This window comes from Janthinobacterium sp. CG_23.3 (assembly GCF_046115965.1).
Classification (GTDB): Bacteria; Pseudomonadota; Gammaproteobacteria; order Burkholderiales; family Burkholderiaceae_D; genus Janthinobacterium.
On record NZ_JBJXIB010000011.1, the window covers coordinates 31,768 to 50,145 of the forward strand.

Annotated in this window: 17 protein-coding genes and 1 pseudogene; 15 read left to right on the forward strand and 3 right to left on the reverse strand. The window is 65.3% G+C overall.

The features are described 5' to 3' along the window. Window positions 1-412 precede the first annotated feature (412 nt). On the forward strand, window positions 413-3,043 hold the full coding sequence (locus ACFDR9_RS05180) for a response regulator (protein ID WP_409030282.1): 2,631 nt from the start codon (window positions 413-415) through the stop codon (window positions 3,041-3,043). A 10-nt stretch (window positions 3,044-3,053) separates the two neighbouring features. Continuing rightward, window positions 3,054-3,434, forward strand: a complete 381-nt coding sequence (locus tag ACFDR9_RS05185; protein ID WP_409030283.1) for a response regulator — start codon at window positions 3,054-3,056, stop codon at window positions 3,432-3,434. A 58-nt stretch (window positions 3,435-3,492) separates the two neighbouring features. On the opposite strand, the gene uraH is transcribed toward ACFDR9_RS05185, so the two are convergent. Continuing rightward, entirely contained in the window at window positions 3,493-3,903 is a 411-nt protein-coding gene (gene uraH, locus ACFDR9_RS05190) for a hydroxyisourate hydrolase (protein WP_409030284.1), read from the reverse strand. A 29-nt stretch (window positions 3,904-3,932) separates the two neighbouring features. Further along, window positions 3,933-4,439: a GlcG/HbpS family heme-binding protein gene (locus ACFDR9_RS05195; protein WP_409030285.1), complete on the reverse strand. Its 507-nt coding sequence runs from the start codon at window positions 4,437-4,439 to the stop codon at window positions 3,933-3,935. Between the two features lie 138 nt (window positions 4,440-4,577). Here ACFDR9_RS05195 and ACFDR9_RS05200 point away from each other — a divergent pair, with 138 nt between their 5' ends. After that, window positions 4,578-5,264: a heavy metal response regulator transcription factor gene (locus ACFDR9_RS05200; protein WP_409030286.1), complete on the forward strand. Its 687-nt coding sequence runs from the start codon at window positions 4,578-4,580 to the stop codon at window positions 5,262-5,264. Further along, window positions 5,261-6,682 carry a heavy metal sensor histidine kinase gene (locus ACFDR9_RS05205; protein ID WP_409030287.1) on the forward strand — a complete coding sequence of 474 codons (1,422 nt, stop codon included), beginning with the start codon at window positions 5,261-5,263 and terminating at the stop codon, window positions 6,680-6,682. Before ACFDR9_RS05200 ends, ACFDR9_RS05205 begins: the two co-directional genes overlap by 4 nt. A 196-nt stretch (window positions 6,683-6,878) precedes the next feature. Here the strand turns inward: ACFDR9_RS05205 and maiA are convergent, their stop codons facing one another. Next, window positions 6,879-7,520 carry a maleylacetoacetate isomerase gene (maiA, locus tag ACFDR9_RS05210; protein ID WP_409030288.1) on the reverse strand — a complete coding sequence of 214 codons (642 nt, stop codon included), beginning with the start codon at window positions 7,518-7,520 and terminating at the stop codon, window positions 6,879-6,881. Between the two features lie 318 nt (window positions 7,521-7,838). On the opposite strand from maiA, the gene ACFDR9_RS05215 reads away from it, so the two are divergent. The 11 genes and pseudogenes from ACFDR9_RS05215 (at window position 7,839) to ACFDR9_RS05265 (ending at window position 18,073) form a co-directional block, all read left to right on the forward strand. Next, window positions 7,839-9,149, forward strand: a complete 1,311-nt coding sequence (locus ACFDR9_RS05215; RefSeq protein ID WP_409030289.1) for an ABC transporter substrate-binding protein — start codon at window positions 7,839-7,841, stop codon at window positions 9,147-9,149. A gap of 205 nt (window positions 9,150-9,354) precedes the next feature. Beyond that, on the forward strand, window positions 9,355-10,215 hold the full coding sequence (locus ACFDR9_RS05220) for a carbohydrate ABC transporter permease (RefSeq protein WP_026132851.1): 861 nt from the start codon (window positions 9,355-9,357) through the stop codon (window positions 10,213-10,215). A 10-nt stretch (window positions 10,216-10,225) separates the two neighbouring features. Beyond that, a complete protein-coding gene (locus ACFDR9_RS05225) occupies window positions 10,226-11,044 on the forward strand; it encodes a carbohydrate ABC transporter permease (RefSeq protein ID WP_017876568.1) in 819 nt (272 codons plus the stop codon). Window positions 11,045-11,075: 31 nt separating this feature from the next. Beyond that, window positions 11,076-12,131 (forward strand): ABC transporter ATP-binding protein, encoded by a 1,056-nt coding sequence (locus tag ACFDR9_RS05230; protein WP_409030290.1) that lies wholly within the window; start codon window positions 11,076-11,078, stop codon window positions 12,129-12,131. Further along, window positions 12,131-13,615: a mannitol dehydrogenase family protein gene (locus ACFDR9_RS05235; protein WP_409030291.1), complete on the forward strand. Its 1,485-nt coding sequence runs from the start codon at window positions 12,131-12,133 to the stop codon at window positions 13,613-13,615. Before ACFDR9_RS05230 ends, ACFDR9_RS05235 begins: the two co-directional genes overlap by 1 nt. A gap of 13 nt (window positions 13,616-13,628) precedes the next feature. Beyond that, window positions 13,629-15,095 (forward strand): xylulokinase, encoded by a 1,467-nt coding sequence (xylB, locus tag ACFDR9_RS05240; protein WP_409030292.1) that lies wholly within the window; start codon window positions 13,629-13,631, stop codon window positions 15,093-15,095. 228 nt (window positions 15,096-15,323) lie between these two features. Beyond that, window positions 15,324-16,241 (forward strand): helix-turn-helix domain-containing protein, encoded by a 918-nt coding sequence (locus ACFDR9_RS05245; RefSeq protein ID WP_409030293.1) that lies wholly within the window; start codon window positions 15,324-15,326, stop codon window positions 16,239-16,241. Window positions 16,242-16,602: 361 nt separating this feature from the next. Continuing rightward, window positions 16,603-16,794, forward strand: a complete 192-nt coding sequence (locus tag ACFDR9_RS05250; protein WP_017876563.1) for a hypothetical protein — start codon at window positions 16,603-16,605, stop codon at window positions 16,792-16,794. A gap of 120 nt (window positions 16,795-16,914) precedes the next feature. Next, window positions 16,915-17,430, forward strand: coding sequence for a hypothetical protein (locus tag ACFDR9_RS05255; RefSeq protein ID WP_409030294.1), 516 nt, complete (start codon window positions 16,915-16,917; stop codon window positions 17,428-17,430). A gap of 13 nt (window positions 17,431-17,443) precedes the next feature. Continuing rightward, a pseudogene (locus tag ACFDR9_RS05260) lies at window positions 17,444-17,584 on the forward strand (type VI secretion system tube protein Hcp); the annotation flags it as partial. A gap of 111 nt (window positions 17,585-17,695) precedes the next feature. Then, on the forward strand, window positions 17,696-18,073 hold the full coding sequence (locus ACFDR9_RS05265) for a hypothetical protein (RefSeq protein ID WP_409030295.1): 378 nt from the start codon (window positions 17,696-17,698) through the stop codon (window positions 18,071-18,073). Window positions 18,074-18,378: the final 305 nt, after the last annotated feature.

Below are 18,378 nucleotides of genomic sequence, written 5' to 3' on the forward strand. Positions count from 1 at the left end.
TTGATGAAAATTAGTTATGTTGGGCAAGACTGGGTGTAGTATTGCTGGGAAATAAACCCGCTTGATTGACGAAACCGACTTTGCGCCGGCCCACGCCGCCGCTGCCGAACAGGGAGCCTGACAGTGCAGCACGCGCCAGAGCCAGAGCCAGCGCTATCGACGTCGTTCCCGCTGTGCCGCTGCGGTCAACTGGCGTGCGCGCTGCCGCTGCGCCACGCGCGCGACACCCCGCGCCCGCTACCGCTCGAGGCGCTCGCCGCGATGCCCGCGTCCATGCTTGACCGGGCCCCCGCCTGCGTCTGGCAAAGCCGCGTGGCGGAGCCGGCCGTATGACGGCGCTGCCGAACACGGCAAGGCGGGTGCTGCCGCTGCCCGGCATCGGCCCGGCGCTGGTCGCGCTGGCGCAGGCGCCATGAACGCCGGCCCGCTGCCGCCTGTCCCTATCGTCGACGACAGCCTGACGGCGCGCGCCGACCTGGAGCAGGCCTCCGCCGCGGCGGCGCCGGCGACGATCCTGGTAATCGACGACTGCGCCACCTTCCGCGGCGCGCTGGCCGAGGCGCTGCGCGCGCGCGGCTACGCGGTGGCCGGCGCCGCCAGCGGCGAGGAGGGCCTGCGCAGCATCGGCCAGTACCGGCCGGCGGCGGTGCTGGTCGACGCCGTCCTGCCGGGTATCGACGGCCACGGCGTGGTGCGCAAGTTGCGCCTGGACGCGGCGCTGCGCCACCTCCCCTGTATCCTGCTGACCGCGTCCGAGCGGCAGGGCGCCGAGCTGAACGCGCTCGACAGCGGCGCCGACGCCTTCGTGCGCAAGGACGAGGGCCTGGCGATGATATTGGCGCGGCTCGAGGCGGTGCTGCGCAAGGCCGGCGACGGCGCCTGCCAGCCGGCGGCCGGCCTGCTCGGCGCAACCCGCATCCTGGCCGTCGACGACAGCCCAAGCTACCTGCGCGTGCAGGCCGAGGTGCTGCTGGGCGAGGGCTACGACGTGATCCTGGCGCACTCGGGCGAGGAGGCGCTGCGGATGGTGCGGGCGCAGGCGGTCGACTGCATCCTGCTCGACCGCATCATGCCCGGCCTGGGCGGCACCGAGACCTGCCGCCGCCTGAAGGCCGACCCGGCCACCCGCGACATCCCCTTGATCATGCTCACGGCGATGGAGGACCGTGACGCCATGATCGAGGGCCTGAGCATCGGCGCCGACGACTACGTGCTCAAGTCGAGCGAGTTCGACGTGCTCAAGGCGCGCGTGCGCGCGCAGCTGCGGCGCAAGCAATTCGAGGACGATCGCCGGCGCGTGCGCGCCGAACTCGGCGCCAAGGAGCGCGAAGCCGCCGAGATGCGCGCGGCGCGCGCGCTGGCCGACAGCCGCGCCGAGCTGCTGGCCATCCTGGAGCAGAAAAACCGCGACCTGGAACTGGCGGTGCGCGCGCTGCAAGAGCGCCAGGGCGAGATCGACGAGAAGAACCGCCAGCTGGAGGAGGCCAGCCGGCTCAAGTCGGAGTTCCTATCGAATATGTCGCACGAGTTGCGCACCCCGCTCAACGCCATCATCGGCTTTTCCGACCTGCTGCGCGGCGGCGTGGTGGGACCGCTCAGCGAGAGGCAGCAGGTCTGTGTCGGCCACGTCGTCACCAGCGGCAAGCACCTGCTGGCGCTGATCAACGACATCCTCGACCTGTCCAAGGTCGAAGCCGGCAAGATGGAACTGGAACTCGAACCGGTGCAGCCGGACGCGCTGCTGCGCGGCTGCCTGAGCCTGGTGCTGGAGGGTGCGGCGAAGCGCGCCGTGACGTTCGCCTTCGAGCCCTGCGGCGAGCTGGAAGCGGCCATGTTCGACCTGCGCAAGCTCAAACAGATGGCCTACAACCTGCTGTCGAACGCGGTCAAGTTCAGCGCCGACGGCGGCCAAGTGACGCTGTCGGCGCACCGCCTGGGGCGCGCCGGCGTCGGCCACGGCGCGCCGGCCGGCATGGCGGCGCGGGTGCTGCCGCTGCCGCCTGGCCAGTTCCAGCAGTGGCTGGAAATTCGCGTGCGCGACCACGGCATCGGCGTCAACCCGGACGACATGCGCCACCTGTTCCAGAGCTTCCGCCAGCTCGACTCGTCGATGGCGCGCCACCACGAGGGCAGCGGCCTGGGCCTGGCGCTGGTGAGCCGCATGGCGGCGCTGCACGGCGGCACCGTCGGCGTCGCCAGCGGCGTCGGGCTGGGCAGCCAGTTTTCGGTCTGGCTGCCGTGGCGCGCGCTGGCCGGCGCCGACGCGGTCGAACCGGCGCGCGGGCGCCGCGTGCTGGTGATCGCGGACGACGCCTACGCCGCCGAGTTGCTGCGCCGGAACTTCGACAGCATCGGTTTCGAGGTCGTCGTCGCGGCCGACGCCGCCAGCGCGCTGGCGCTGGCCGAGCGCGGCGCTCCCGACCTGATCACGCTCGACCTGGCGCTGCCGGGCGCCAGCGGCTGGGACGTGCTCGAACAGATCAAGGCCAATCCACTATTGGGGCCGACGCCGGTGCTGATCGTCGCGCTGAGCGCCGAGGAACTCAAGGCTTGCGCGCTGGGCGCGGCGCAACTGCTGCAAAAGCCGATCCAGCACCAGGCGCTGATCGACGCCGTCTACGCGCTCGGCCTGGGCGGCGACGGCGCGCCGGCGCCGACCGTGCTGCTGGTCGACGAGGACGTCGCCGCCAGCGCGCGGGTGGCGGCCCTGCTCGGCGGGCTCAATTACAAGGTGTTGTGTGCGCCGGACGGCCACAGCGCCATCGCGCTGGCGCGCGCCAACCCGCCCGACCTGGTCATCGTCGACCTGTTGCTGCCCGACATCAGCGGCTTCGAGCTGGTCGACGCGCTGGAACTGCTGCCCGAGACGGCCGGCGTGCCGACGCTGGTGCTGAGCGGCGCCACGGTCGGCCAGGCCGAGCGCGTGCGCCTGAACGGCCAGGTGCTGCGCATCATGGGAAAAGACAGTTTCAACCGCCAACAACTGCTGCGCGAAGTGAACCGCGCCCTGCAGCAGCGCGACGCTGCGCCGGACCCACATTGAGGAGGGCGCCATGGCGCGCATACTGATTGTCGAAGACTCGCCGGCCAACATGACGCTGATCGAAACGCTGCTGGAGAGCTGCGGCCACATCCTGTTCGAGGCCGATCGGGCGCCGCTGGCGCTCGACATCGCCCGGCGCGAGCGGCTCGACCTGATCCTGATGGACATCCAGATGCCGGGCATGGACGGCATCGAGGCGACCCGGATACTCAAGGCCGACCCGCGCACCCGCGCGGTGCCGGTGGTGGCGCTGACGGCGTTCGCCATGAAGGGCGACCGCGAGCGGCTGCTGGAAGCCGGCTGCGACGGCTATATCGAAAAGCCGATCAACTACATCGACTTCCTCGACCGAGTGAACGCCATCGTCGAGGGCGGCGGCGACCCGGCTTGAAACCCCTCCCAGCTGCCGTGCCAGGTCCCGCGGCCGGGCGCCGCGGCCTACATAAGCCTTAGTTGCCGCGATAGGTCGAATAGCCGAACGGGCTCAGAAGCAAAGGAATATGGTAGTGCTCAGCCGTTGCATCCGCGCTAAACTCGACAGGTATGCGGGAAAAGAAAGTCGCTCGCCCGTAGCGCGCATAGTATTCGCCGATGTTGAAAACAATCCGGTATTCGCCGGCCGTCATTTTTTTGTCGGCGGGATAAAGGGCGGGAATCCGGCCTTGCGCGTTGGTGGCGCCGGTGCTCAATTGGCGCCACTGTTCGCCCACGTGCTGCTCCAGGGTGACATCAACACCGGCAGCCGGTTGGCCGCTTTGCAGGTCGAGCACATGGACGCTGAGCGGGTTGGGCGCGGCCGCCGCGAGGGCCGTGGTCGAGGCCAGGGCGCAAGCGAGTACCAGTTGTTTAATTCGTTTCATGCTGTTCTCCTAAATGGTTGTGGAAGGGATCAAAGGGTGGGATGGGGCTGATCCAGGCCGGGCAGAGTACGGATGGCGGCTATTGCACAGGCGTGATCGTTGGACGCGCCGCCACCGCCGGCGACGCCGATGGCGCCTACGGGCTGAGCGCCTACCAGCAGCGGTATGCCGCCGCCCAGCAGCAGCAATTCAGGCAAGGTGGCCAGATTGCGGGCGTCAGGATTGGCTTGCGCTTGGCGCGCCAGGTCGAGCGTGGCGTTTTTGGTCGATAAAGCGGTGTATGCCTTGCGTCTGCTGGCTTCGATATTGTGCGGGCCAACTCCGTCAGCACGCTGCAGCGCTACCAAGTTGCCGCCCCGGTCGAGCACGGAGACGACGATCGCGCGGCCTTGGCTGCGGCAGGTCTCGATGGCGCTGCCGGCCAGGCGGTTAGCTGCCTCCAGCGTCAATTCGGGCAAATCGCGAAATTGGGCCGCCGCCGGAAGCGCTGCCAGCGTCGCCAGCGTCGTCATCAGGATAACAATCGGTTTGCGCATGATGTTCCTTGGTCAGTTGGTATGGCAGCCATTTTCCCACTCGCCGCACTACGCAATCCTGACCGCCGGATGACAGTTTCGTCATGTTCGAGCAGCTTCGATCGGCATACAATGTGGGTTTATCCGGTGCCTGTGCCCATGACTATCCTGGTAATCGAAGACGAGCCGAAAACCGGCGACTATCTGCAGCGCGGTTTGAGCGAGTCGGGATTCTCCACGCAGCTTGCGCGCAACGGGCGCGACGGTTTATCGATTGCGCGCGAAGGCGAGATCGACTTGATCGTACTCGACGTCATGCTGCCGCGTATGGATGGCTGGCAGGTTCTCACTGCCTTGCGCGACGACCCGGCGACCGCGCAGATCCCGGTGCTGTTTCTGACGGCGCGTGACGCGGTGCAGGACCGGGTGCGTGGCCTCGAACTGGGCGCCGACGACTATCTGGTGAAGCCGTTTGCATTCGTCGAACTGGTGGCGCGGATTCGCACGCTGTTACGGCGCGGCCCGGCGCGCGAGGAAGACCTGATCCAAATCGGCGACATGGATATCGACGTATTGCGGCGTCGTGTGCGGCGCGGCGCCGTGACGATCACATTGACGGCCCAAGAGTTCGCTTTGCTGCATTTGTTGGCGCGCCGCCAGGGCCAAGTGCTGTCTCGTTCACTGATCGCCTCCCAAGTGTGGAACATGAATTTTGACAGCGACACGAATGTCATCGATGCGGCGGTGCGCCGCTTGCGACGCAAGATCGACGATCCCTTCCCCCGAAAGTTAATCCATACGCGGCGTGGCATGGGTTATGTGTGCGACGAGGAAGCGGCTGCGTGAAGGCCGCGTCTTGTCATTCACTTCGTCAGTCGCTGACGCTACGGGTTACCGCCATGTTCGTGCTGGTGGTCGCGCTCTCCGCCGCCGGGCTGGGTATGTACCTGTATCGGGCTTTCGTCGGCGAACTCGAGCGGCGCGACGACATCCAGCTGTTGGGCAAGCTGCGCCAGGTACAGATGCTGCTCGGGCGCCCCGGCGCGGCCGAACTGGTCAGCTCCCAGCCAGACTATTTCCGCGATACGATGAGCGGCCAGGAGAACTCACTAGTACGCTTGCTGGCGCCCGGCGGGGCGGTGCTGGTCGACATCAACGCGTCTGGCGAGTCGTATCCTGTGCCGGCGTCGGCCGGATGGGCGCCGGGTCCGGCGTCGATCGCCCACTGGTCGAGTAGCCGCAACGCTCCCGGCAGGGTTATCGCCGGCAGCGCGCGCCTCGGCGGCGGCGAGGTGACGGTGATCGTCGCGCGTGTCTACGCCGAGCGTAGCGCGATGTTGGCCCGGTACCGCGGCCAGATCGCCGGCGCGGTCCTGGTCAGCGCGTTGCTGGCGGCGCTGCTGGCGGCGCTCATACTGCGGCGCGGCCTGCGTCCGCTGCGCACCCTGGCCCCGCAGGCCGCGCTGGTGAAGCCGGGCACGCTGGCCCAGCGGCTCGACGTGGACGCGGCGCCATCGGAACTTAGGCCTCTGATCGAAGCGTTTAACGCCATGCTCGCCCGGCTGCAGGAAGGCTACCTGCGCCTGTCCAGTTTTTCCGCCGACCTCGCCCACGAATTCCGCACGCCGATTAGCAATATGCTGGTTCAAAGCCAAGTCATGCTGGCCAATGCCCGTACCGCCACCGAGTACGAGCAACTGATCGCCTCCAACATCGAGGAACTGGAGCGGCTAGCGCGCATGATCGGCAGCATGCTATTTCTGGCGCGCGCGGCGCAAGACGACGTGGTGCTGGCGCGCCAGCAACTGTCGGCCCTGGGCGAATTAAAAAATGCCTCCGATTTTTTCAGCGGCATGGCCGACGAGCGCGGATTGCGGTTGGATTGCGTTGGCGATGGCCAGGTGGTGGCGGATCCTAATTTGCTGCGCCGTGCGCTGGCCAATCTGGTGTCGAACGCGGTGCGCCATGCCGACCAAGGCAGCACTGTTACGCTGCGCGCAATCGCACGCGACGGCGCGACCGAAATTAGCGTGGCGAATACGGGAATACCGGTCGGGCCGCAACACTTGGATCGCTTGTTCGAGCGCTTCTTTCGCGCGGACGCGGCGCGCAGCAACGCCGATGGATCGACCGGACTAGGTCTCTCGATTGTGCGTGCCATCATGGATCTGCACGGTGGTGCCATCAACGTGCGGACCAATGCCGATCTGATTGAATTCACATTGATTTTCCCTGCCGCCGCGGCGCCAGGCTGTGCTGGGTAACTAGCGCACCAGTATGCCCCTGGGTTGCGCGTTTCAGCGGGCCGGTAGGCCTCGTTATGTCAAGAATGCGAGTCGCCGCAAGTAGTCGCCGGCAGTTTTTGCGGTCAACGCGAAAGTGGTGCGCACGATCGCCTCTGTCAGTGTCGCTTCGCGCCCGGGGCCCGGGTAACCGCGGCCGGTATGCCGGCATGGGCCTTCAGGTCGCCACGGCGCCGACTTGATGGCGCGGATGCGACGATTCAAATTCCGGCAGCTTGAACAGCAACGCGCCGACCGTTGCCACGCGGGGGAATGTTGAAATATCGATGCCAAAACGCTCTGCGCCAATCAAATGGCTAGCCAGCGCCAGGTCGGCCAGGCTGAGCGTTTCGTTATGGCAGCGCGTCGCGCCATCGGAAAGCAGTGCTTCGTAAGCGGCCAGGCCTTCGGTAAACCAGTGCGCCGCCCATTCGCGGCCAGCGGCCTCGCTGGCGCCAAACTGCGTGGCCAGGCGCTTTTGCACCCGCGGCACCACTAGCGGATGCGCATCGGCCGCCGTCAACAAGAACATTGCACGTACGCGCGCCCGGCCGGCGGCGTCTGGCGGCAGCAGCGGCATTGTTGGGTAGGTTTCTTCCAGCCACTCCAAAATCGCCAGGCTTTGCGTCAGCGGTTCGGGTGTGCCGCCTTCCAGCGCGGGCACGGCGCCGGCTGGATTCAGGGCGCGAAACACCGACTCATGCTGATGACCGCAGGACAGGTCATGCATGCGTTCCTCAAACGCCACGTCTTTGAGCTTGAGCGCGACGCGCACGCGGTAAGCTGCCAGCGACAGCCAATAGCCGTGAAGAATGAGCATAAAAGTTCCTGCTGTGGAGTAGGTGTTGAAGGAAAGCGAAACCGCATGACCAGGTGCCATGCCGGGCCGATTATATCGTAATTCCACCGGGCTGAAGTTGGCGTTATTGCATAAGTCGAAAATCTTAAAAACCGCTCCCCCCGCCAAGAAATATCAAGTGGCGGCCGTCATCGAGCGTCGCGGTGGCGCCGCCAAAGCCCTGTGCAAAAGAGTATCGACACTAGGTTTTCCAGTATCAGAAAGTATCGAAGCCGAGTGATACATTGTCTACGTGGTGCAGACCTTGTACCGCCAAAGATAAAAACTGGAGACAACAACATGAAACGTATCGCAAGCGGCGCCCTGTGCGCAGCTGTACTCTGTGTCAGCAACGCCGCCGTGGCCGCCACCGACCTGGTGATCGCTACCGTCAACAACGGCCACATGATCGAGATGCAAAAGCTCAGCAAATTCTTCGAGCAAGCCAATCCCGATATCAAACTGAAATGGGTCACGCTGGAAGAGGGCGTGCTGCGCCAGCGCATGACCACCGACATCGCCACCAAGGGCGGCCAGTTCGACGTCATGACGATCGGCATGTACGAAACGCCGATCTGGGCCAAGAAGGACTGGCTGATTCCGATCAAACCCGACGCCGCCTACGACGTCGACGACCTGCTGCCGTCGATCCGCGACGGCCTGTCGCTGAACGGCAAGCTGTACGCCGCGCCGTTCTACGGCGAAAGCTCGATGATCATGTACCGCAGCGACCTGGTTAAAAAAGCCGGCATGACGATCGAAGACCGTCCGACCTGGGCGCACATCCGCGCCGTGGCCGCCAAGATCCACGACCCGGCCAACGGCGTGTACGGCATCTGCCTGCGCGGCAAACCGGGCTGGGGCGACAACATGGCCTTGATCACGACGATGGCCAACTCCTTCGGCGGCCAGCTGTTCGACATGAAATGGCAGCCGCAATTCACCAGCAAGCCATGGAAGGACGCCGTCGGCACCTACGTCGACCTGTTGAAAAACTTCGGCCCGCCGGGCTCGTCCTCGAACAGCTTCAATGAAATCCTGGCGCTGTACAACGAAGGCAAGTGCGGCATGTGGATCGACGCCACCATCGCCGCCTCGTTCATCACCGACCCGAAGCAGAGCAAAGTGGCCGACAAGGTCGCCTTCGCCCAGTCGCCGGTCGCGGTGACCGAACGCGGCGCGAACTGGCTGTGGGCCTGGTCGCTGGCCATTCCGAAGAGCTCGAAGCAGCCCGAGGTGGCGCAAAAGTTCATCAACTGGGCCACCTCGAAAGAGTACATCAAGCTGGTGGCGAAAGAGACCGGCTGGGCCACCGTGCCGACCGGCACCCGCAAGTCGACCTACGCGTCGCCGGAGTTCGTCAAAGCGGCCAAGTTCGCCACCGCCGAAGGCAAGGCCATCGCCACCGGCCGGCCGAACCAGAGCACCTTGCCGCCGTCGCCGTACATCGGCGTGCAGTTCGCCTCGATCCCCGAATTCCAGGCGATCGGCGTGGCGGCCGGCCAGCAAATGACCGCTGCGCTGCTGGGCAAGGTCACGGTTGACCAGGCGCTGGAAATCACCCAGCAAGCGGCCGACCGCGAAATGCGCAAGGGCGGGTATTACAAATAAACGGTTTCGGCGCGCCCCGACGGGCCGCCAACGCCAAACCGAACCAGCGGCGTTGAGCCGGGGCCAGACCCCCGGGGACACGGCGTCCCCGTCCGGCCCCGGTCTTACGCCGCTGGTTTGCAGCGACTCCCCGGGCGCTCCAGCGCCGCTGTTTCATCGCCGTCCCGCCCGCGGGCCGGCGTCCCTCTGCGCACCTGAGAACCTTATGACACGACTCATACCTCGGACCTTGCTGACACCGGCCGTGCTCGCCGTGGCCGTCATTTCCATCGTCCCGTTATTGATCACCCTGTATTACGCCTTCATTCGCTTCAACATGCTCAGCCCCGGCGAGCACGAATTCCACGGACTGGCGAACTTCCACTTTTTCTTCACCGACGGCGCCTTCCTGCCGGCGTTGAAAAACACCTTCGTGCTGATGTTCTCCGTGATGGCCATCACGGTGGTGTTGGGCGCCGCGCTCGGCCTGCTGATCAACGAAGCCTTCCCGGGCCGCGCCATCGTGCGCGTGCTGCTTATTTCGCCGTTCCTGGTGATGCCGGCGGTGAACGCGCTGATGTGGAAGAACATGCTGCTCAACCCGATCTACGGCCTGTTCGCCCAGGTCAGCCTGTTCTTCGGCCTGACGCCGATCGACTGGCTGTCGGCGTTCCCGCTGCTGGCCATCATCATGATGGTGTCGTGGCAGTGGCTGCCGTTCGCCTGCCTGATCTTCATGACGTCGCTGCAATCGATGGACAAGGAACAGCTGGAGGCGGCCGGCATGGACGGCGCCAACTACCTGCAGAAGCTGCGCTACCTGTACATCCCGCACCTTGGCCGCGCGGTCTCGGTGGTACTGATGATTGAAATGATCTTCCTGCTGTCGGTGTTCGCCGAAATCTTCACTACCACCAGCGGCGGTCCGGGCTTCGACACCACCACCATCACTTTCATGATCTATCAGCAAGCCTTGCTGTCCTACGATATCGGCGCGGCTTCGGCCGGGGCCTTGTTCGCGGTGCTGCTGGCGAATATCGCGGCCTTCTTCCTGATGCGCGTCATCGGCAAGAACCTGGCGAAATAAGGAGACACCGATGAACAATAAACTTGTCCTGCATACGCGCACCGTGGCCGCCTGGTTTTTCGCGCTGCTGCTGTTCTTCCCGATCTTCTGGCTCGGCCTGATGGCCTTCAAGACCGAGGGCCAGGCGATCGCCACGCCGCCGCTGCTGTTCTTCACGCCGACGCTGGAGAGCTTCCGCGACGTCATGGGACGCGACCACTACCTCGGCTACGCCTTCAATTCGCTGATCACCAGCGTGGTCTCGACGGCGGTCGGGCTGGCCATCGCGATCCCGGCGGCCTACTCGATGGCCTTCTTCCCGACCCGCGGCACCATCGGCCTGCTGAAGTTCATGCTCAGCTCGCGCTACATGCCCGGCGTCGGCGCGCTGATGCCGATCTACATCTGCTACCAGTACTTCGGCCTGCTCGACACCCGCGTCGGCCTGACCGTGATGTTCATGCTGATGAACCTGCCCATCATGATCTGGCTGCTGTACACGAATATGCGCGAGCTGCCGCGCGAAATCCTGGAGGCGGCGCGCATGGACGGCGCCACCGTTTTCCACGAGTTCCGCTACATCGTGCTGCCGCTGTCGGTGGGCGGCATCGCCTCGACCGCGCTGGTGTGCATGGTCTGGTCGTGGAACGAGTCGTTCTGGTCGCTCAACCTGGGCGCCTCCAACGCCGGCACGCTGGCCTGGCTGATCGCCTCGTACTCCAGCCCCGAGGGACTGTTCTGGGCCAAGCTGTCGGCCGCCTCGCTGATGGCGATCGCGCCGATCATGGCGCTGGGCTGGTTCTGCCAGAAGCAACTGGTGCAAGGCATGACCTTCGGCGCAGTCAAATAAGTACCGTATATATAAGAATAGGACATCGATCATGGCTTACCTGCAACTGAGCAACATAGAAAAATTCTTCGGCGACCACCACGCCATCAAGGGCATCGACCTGCAAATCGAGAAGGGCGAATTCGTCGTCTTCGTCGGCCCGTCCGGCTGCGGCAAGTCGACCCTGCTGCGCCTGATCGCCGGCCTGGAGCCGATCGACAAGGGCAGCCTGCACCTGGACCGGCGCGACATCACCAACCTGCCGTCGTCCAAGCGCGACCTGGCGATGGTGTTCCAGTCGTACGCGCTGTATCCGCACATGACGGTGTTCGAGAACATGTCGTTCGCGCTGAAACTGGGCGGCGTCGACCGCGCCGTGATCCGCGAAAAGGTCGACAAGGCCGCCGCCATCCTCGACCTGGGCAAATACCTGGAACGCACGCCGAAGGAACTGTCCGGCGGCCAGCGCCAGCGCGTCGCCATCGGCCGCTCCATCGTGCGCGACCCGAAGGTGTTCCTGTTCGACGAACCGCTGTCGAACCTGGACGCGGCCCTGCGCGTGCAGACCCGCATTGAAATCGCCAAGCTGCACCGCGAGCTGGGCGCCACCACCATCTACGTGACCCACGACCAGGTCGAGGCGATGACCCTGGCCGACCGCGTGGTGGTGCTGCGCGACGGCCAGATCGAGCAGCACGGCTCGCCGCTGGAACTGTACGACCGCCCGGCCAACCGCTTCGTGGCGCAGTTCATCGGCACCCCGAGCATGAACGTGGTGCCGTCCGCCGGCCTGCCGCGGCTGGCCGAAATGGCCGGCGCCGGGGCGCCCACCGACGGCTTCGTCGGCATCCGCCCGGAACACGTGCACGTGCTGGCGGCGGCGCAGCCCGGCAGCCTGCCGGCCAGCGTCGACATGGTCGAATCGCTGGGCGTCGAGACGCTGGTCTACGCGCGCCTGGAAAACAACATCCAGGTGGTGGCGCGCGGCAGCGAACGGATTTTCCTGCATCCGGGCGACCGCACCCACCTCAGTTTCGAGCACGACTTCGTGCACCATTTCGACCGCCTTGGCAACACCTGCGGCTACGTCGCGAAAGGAGCGGCGTGATGACGCAGGCGACCGTGCACTTGAACCAGGCCGCGCTGGGCGGCCTGCCGTCCGGCATTCCCGGCCCGTCCTACGACCGCGGCGCGGTGGCGCGCAGCATCGTGCATATCGGCGTGGGCGGTTTTTACCGCGCCCACCAGGCGCTCTACCTGGACGACCTGCTGCAACTGCCCGGCCACGAGCAATGGGGTTATTGCGGCGTCGGCCTGCTGCCGCACGACGCCGCCATCCGCGACGCCATGCTGGCGCAGGACTGCCTGTACACCGTCGTCGAACGCAGCGCCGCCGGCGACGTGCCGCGGGTGATCGGTTCGATCCTGGAGTTCATGTACGCGCCGGACGACCCGGACGCTGTGCTGGAAAAGCTGGCCGATCCAGCCACCCGCATCGTCTCGCTGACCATCACCGAGGGCGGCTATTACATCAACCAGGGCAGCGGCGAGTTCGACGCCGGCCACCCCGACATCGTCCACGACCTGGCCAATCCGCACACGCCGCGCTGCTCGTTCGGCTACCTGGCCGAGGCGCTGGCGCGGCGCCGCGTGCGCGGGCTGGCGCCGTTCACCGTGATGTCCTGCGATAACCTGCAAAACAACGGCGACGTCGCCCGCAAGATGCTGCTGGCCTTCACCGCGCTGCGTTCGCCGTCGCTGAGCGAATGGCTGGCCGAGCACTGTGCCTTCCCGAACAGCATGGTCGACCGCATCACCCCGGCCACCACCGACGAGCACCGCGCGCTGCTGCGCGAAAAATTCGGCCTGCTCGACGCCTGGCCGGTGATGACCGAGCCGTTCAAGCAATGGGTGATCGAAGACCACTTCCCGGGCGGGCGCCCGGCGTGGGAACTGGTCGGCGCGCAAATGACCGGCGACGTGCTGCCCTACGAAAAAATGAAGCTGCGCCTGCTCAACGCCGGCCACCAGTCGCTGTGTTACATCGGCATGTTGTTCGGCTACGAATTCGCCCACGAGGCGATGGCCGACGCCGGCATCCGCCAGCTGTTTTCCGACATGATGGACATCGAGGTGACGCCGTTGCTGCCGGCGGTCGAGGGCATCGACCTGGCCGACTACAAGCGCACGCTGATCGAGCGTTTTTCCAACCCGGCGATCCGCGACCAATTGTCGCGCATCGGCACCGAAGGCTCGGCGCGCATTCCGAAATTCGTGCTGCCGTCGGTGCGCGAACAGCTGGAACTGGGCGGTCCGGTCAAGCTGCTCGGTTTTACCGTGGCCTGCTGGTTCCGCTACCTGAACGGCAGCGACGAGCAGGGCCGGCCGATGCCGATCAACGACCCGTACGCCGAGCGGCTGCGCGAGCACGCGCTGCGCGGCGGCGCCGACCCGGCCGCGCTGTTGTCGATGCGCGAGCTGTTCGGCGAGTTGAGCGAGGCGCCGCGCTTCGTTGCCGGGGTGGCGGACGCGCTGGCGCGCCTGTACCGCGACGGCGCGCGGGCCGCGCTGAACCACGCGCTGGCGCGCTAAAGGGGAGGCCGCCATGTACCTTGGAATCGACCTCGGCACCTCCGAAGTGAAGGTGCTGCTGATGGACGCGGCCCAGCGCGTCGTCGGCAGCGCCCACGCGCCGCTGAGCATTAGCCGGCCGCGGCCGCAATGGTCCGAGCAAGACCCGGCCGACTGGTGGCGCGCCACGCTGGACGCGGTCGGCGCGCTGGCCGCCAGCCACCCGGGCGAGTTGGCGGCGCTGCGCGGCATCGGCCTGTCCGGCCAGATGCACGGCGCGGTGCTGCTGGACGCGGCCGGCGCGGTGCTGCGCCCGGCCATCCTGTGGAACGACGTGCGCTCCGGCGCCGAATGCGCGGAGCTGGAACGGCGCGCGCCGCAGCTGCGCGCGATCACCGGCAACCTGGCCATGCCCGGCTTCACCGCGCCCAAGCTGCTGTGGGTCGCCCAACACGAGCCGGAACTGTTCCGCCGCACCGCCACGGTGCTGCTGCCGAAGGACTACCTGCGCTATTTGCTGACGGGCGAATTCATCTCCGACCTGTCCGACGCCTCCGGCACGCTGTGGCTGGACGTCGGCCGGCGCGACTGGTGCGACGCCATGCTCGACGCCTGCGGCCTAGACCGTTCACACATGCCGCGCCTGGTCGAAGGCTCGGCGCCAGGCGGCTTGTTGAAAGAGGAACTGGCGCGCGCCTGGGGCATCGCCACGCCGGTGGTGCTGGCCGGCGGCGCCGGCGACAACGCCGCCAGCGCGGTCGGCATGGGCGTGGTCGCGCAGGGCGAGGGCTTCCTCTCGCTGGGCACCTCCGGCGTCTTCTTCACCGCCAACGACGGCTACCGGCCCGACCCGGCGCAGGGCCTGCACACCTTTTGCCACGCGCTGCCGGGGCAATGGCACCAGATGGGCGTGATGTTGTCGGCGGCCAGCTGCCTGCGCTGGGTGGCGCAGCTGAGCCACGCCGCCGACGAGGCCGCGCTGCTGGTAGAAATCGAAGGCGCCGGCAAGGCCGCGCGCGGCGCCGCGCCGCTGTTCCTGCCCTACCTGTCGGGCGAGCGCACGCCGCACAACGACCCGCACGCCAGCGGCGTGTTTTTCGGGCTGCGCCACGACACCGACCGCGCGCTGCTCGGCTACTCGGTGCTGGAAGGCGTGGCGTTCGGGCTGCGCGACAGCCTGCTGGCGCTGCGCGACGCCGGCGGCGCCCCGGCGATGGCCGCGCTGGTCGGCGGCGGCAGCCGCAGTCGCTACTGGGCGCGCCTGCTGGCCAGCGCGCTGGACCTGCCGCTCAGCCTGAACAGCGGCGGCCACGTCGGCGCGGCGCTGGGCGCGGCGAGGCTGGGGCTGCTGGCGGCCGAGCCGCAACGCACGGTGGCCGACGTCTGCTACGCGCCGCCGGTGCTAGAAGTGATCGAACCGGACCCGCAATGGCACGCGGCGCTGCTGCCGCGCTTCGAGCGCTACCGCGCGCTGTACGCCAGCCTGAAACCGCTGTTTTAAGCGCCCCGCGGCTTGCTATACTGTAGTCCGGTGCCGGCGGCTGACGATTTTCGTAGGTCGGGTTAGCCCGAAAGGGCGTAACCCGACAGGCGTCGGCGGCGGCTCGGCGTCGGATTACGCTGTCGCTAATCCGACCTACGGAATCTTGACTTAGCGGCATGAGTGTCCCCCCCCCAAAAGAGCCACACGCGCGCCGACGCCGCGGCGCACACCGATGGAGACCGAGACATGCCGCCAAAAAGCGCCCACCACGCCTTGCAGCTCGAGCATGAGCGCGAGCGCGACGCCACCCAGGGCTTCGAGCCGAAGGGGACGTTCGGCTTCATCCGCTACCTCGAACACGGCTTTCCCAGCTCGCTGGTGCGCTGGCACTACCACGACGAATACGAGCTGCACCTGACCCTCGAAAGCAGCGGCAAGGTCTTCGTCGGCGACTACATCGGCCAGTTCGCGCCCGGCCACCTGGTGCTGACCGGGCCGCGGGTGCCGCACAACTGGGTCTCGATCGACACGCCGGAAGAGGGCGTCGAGTTGCGCGACATGGTGATCCAGTTCGCCCATGCGCCGCTGGAAACGCTGGCCGGCGTGATTCCCGAGGTGAAAAGCATCCTGCCGCTGCTGCACCGGGCGCTGCACGGCATCGAATTTTTCAACATCAGCGCGCAGGCGCACGAGCGTTTCATGCGCATCCGCGACAGCACCGGCCTGCCGCGCTTCATCGAATTCCTCACGCTGCTGGGCGAACTGGCGCGCAGCAGCGACTACCAGCTGCTGTCGACGATCCCGATGCAATCGACCGACGACGACGCCGCGCTGGCGCGCATCAGCTCCGCCATCAATTTCATCGTGCAGAATTACGCCAGCCAGTTTTCGATGAAGGAACTGGCGCAGCAGTTGGACATGCCGGAGCGGATGTTCTCGCGGTTTTTCCGCAGCGCGACGGGCAACAGCTTCACCGACTTCGTCAACCGCCTGCGCGTCAACAAGGCCTGCGAACTGTTGATGGAGACCGAGCGCTACGTCACCAATATCTGCTACGACGCCGGCTTCAACAACGTCGCCAACTTCAACCGCCGCTTCCTCGAACTGAAAGGCATGACGCCGAAAGCCTTCCGCCAGCAAGCCCAAGGCCGCTTCGGCGCCTAGCGACGTGGCCTTTGTGGATCGTTCAAAACACCGGATAGATGTAGCGACCTGCGTTTGAGGGCGCGCCGACCTGCATTCAGCGCTTTTTCAGCCAGCAATCGGTGCAACTGCCGGAGATCAAAACCGGAGATAACTGCAAATAGACCTGCATTCAGCCGCGCCGACTTGTATCTCATTGGCTTGAAACAATACCTGCGGCTGCCGGGAGCGCAAAATATTACTGTTTTGCAAGCGATTGAAGCACTTTCACATATGCGGCATGGGCGGCCCCGCCCATGCGCAGTCGAGATCAGCATCGGGTACAAGGCCGTAAGTCAGTTCGGGTACAATGATATCAAGTGACTCAATGATGGGGTGAAATATGAAGCAAGTCTTGAAGCGTTTCACGTGCGATGACGTGCGCCAGGCAAACAACGACCTCATTGCCCGCAAGGACAAGGTGCCAGTCGGTCTGTCGCCGGCCGCAACCCGACTTCTCCGCCAGTCGCGCTTCAGCCGCGACGAGATTAATCGTGCTTTCGCCGAAGCGCGCCGCTTGGTAAATGGAACGTAATTGATAGCGCAACCGGTCCCCCCTGCGCCAAGCTCTCCGGTACCTGTTGTACCCGGCGCTCCTTCATCTGACGGAGCGCCGTCGTCGGCTTCACCTTATAACTGGATCTACAAGGAACTGGTGAAAGATCCCGACGATGCCGTCGGAGCGATTGCCTATGTTCTATACAAACGGGACAAGATTGCTTTCATTGAAGCCACCTTTTCCACCCATGCGCGTGTCCCCACACCCGATGAACTGAAAGTCTTCCACACGCAGACCTGCCTGCCTGCGAAGATCGGGACGTATCGTGCACAGGCAGAGCAGCTCGCTGAGGCGTTCCTCAACGCTGGAGTGGCCAAACGGGTGCAGGACTTCGAAGACGAGATACGGGAAAGCGTTCTAAACCAGAATGTGTCGGCTGTGCTCGCCGAACTGAAGAGCAAAAAGGGCCTAGGTGCTTGGGCGGGCGACGTCGTCGGAAATTTAGGCGTCAACATTCTGACCATCTTTGTCATTGGAGCGGTTTTTGGCGGCTTTCAAGCGTTGGCGAAATTTAACGCCAACATGGAAAGGCTGTTCAATGCACCAGTGGCCGCTGAACCACCTGCCCCTGTTGTCACCCAGCCGACCGCCCCTGCCGTCAACAAGCCTTAATTGGCCCACTGACACGACCGAGCGGTGCGAGCACCGGACCCTTTCGTTCACCAAGCTCGCGGACATGTCCTCGCCGGTCCTGATGCAAGCATGTTCGATGGGCCGCACCATCCCGAAGGCAAAGCTCGAATTCATGCGCGCCGACGGTCAGGGCACTGCATTTATGCCCCAGTCATCAAGGTCTACTTCAATGGACCCGACATCCCGTTCGTCACCAAGATGATTCACCATGATGATCATTTCCACATGGCGCTGAGAGGTTGATATGCGAATGCTGATAGGGTTGGTTGTTGGGGCGTCCGCGCTGCTCTCGTTGGCCTATGGCGCTGAGTCGTCCGGTGCGTGGAAACCGTTTCATGCAAAGTACGCGATCTTCTCCGGCCAGCAATTGGCGGGGCGTGAAGCACCAACGGCGGCCGACCGCAAGCTGGCTATGGCGATTGAAGGCCTGCCTGCGAAAGAGATATTCGATTCAATTGGCCCGGATCTCCATCCAGCGTGTAGCCAAGACAAGGGCGACCGGGATCGCCGCAAGGGAGGGGTCCAGTGCACCTACAGCCCGGATGGGAATGGAAAGGACTACCGATGCTGGATCGGGGTCGATCTCCGAACTGGCGAAAGCATCCCGACCGTAAGTTGTTAGCGGATTTGGCCACCGCCTGTTTGCGATTATTACGTCGCTCCGCGCCGGTCAAACCGCAGATCGTGCGGTGTTATGTTTTCCTGCGATTTCAGCAGCCAGCCTTTCGACAATGCGCCGCCACGCACGCGTCCTCTTGTCCCGCCAAGCCAACATTGTCGGGTTACGCGCGCGTTGCGCGCTAACCCGACCTACGAAAAGTAGTTCACCGGGCGCGGAATAGTATCGGTTTTGGGTCTTTTTTGACGTGGTTTCAAGCGCGCGCTTGCCGCAAGATAGGGCCACGGCGCGGTTTTGCGCGCCGCCCC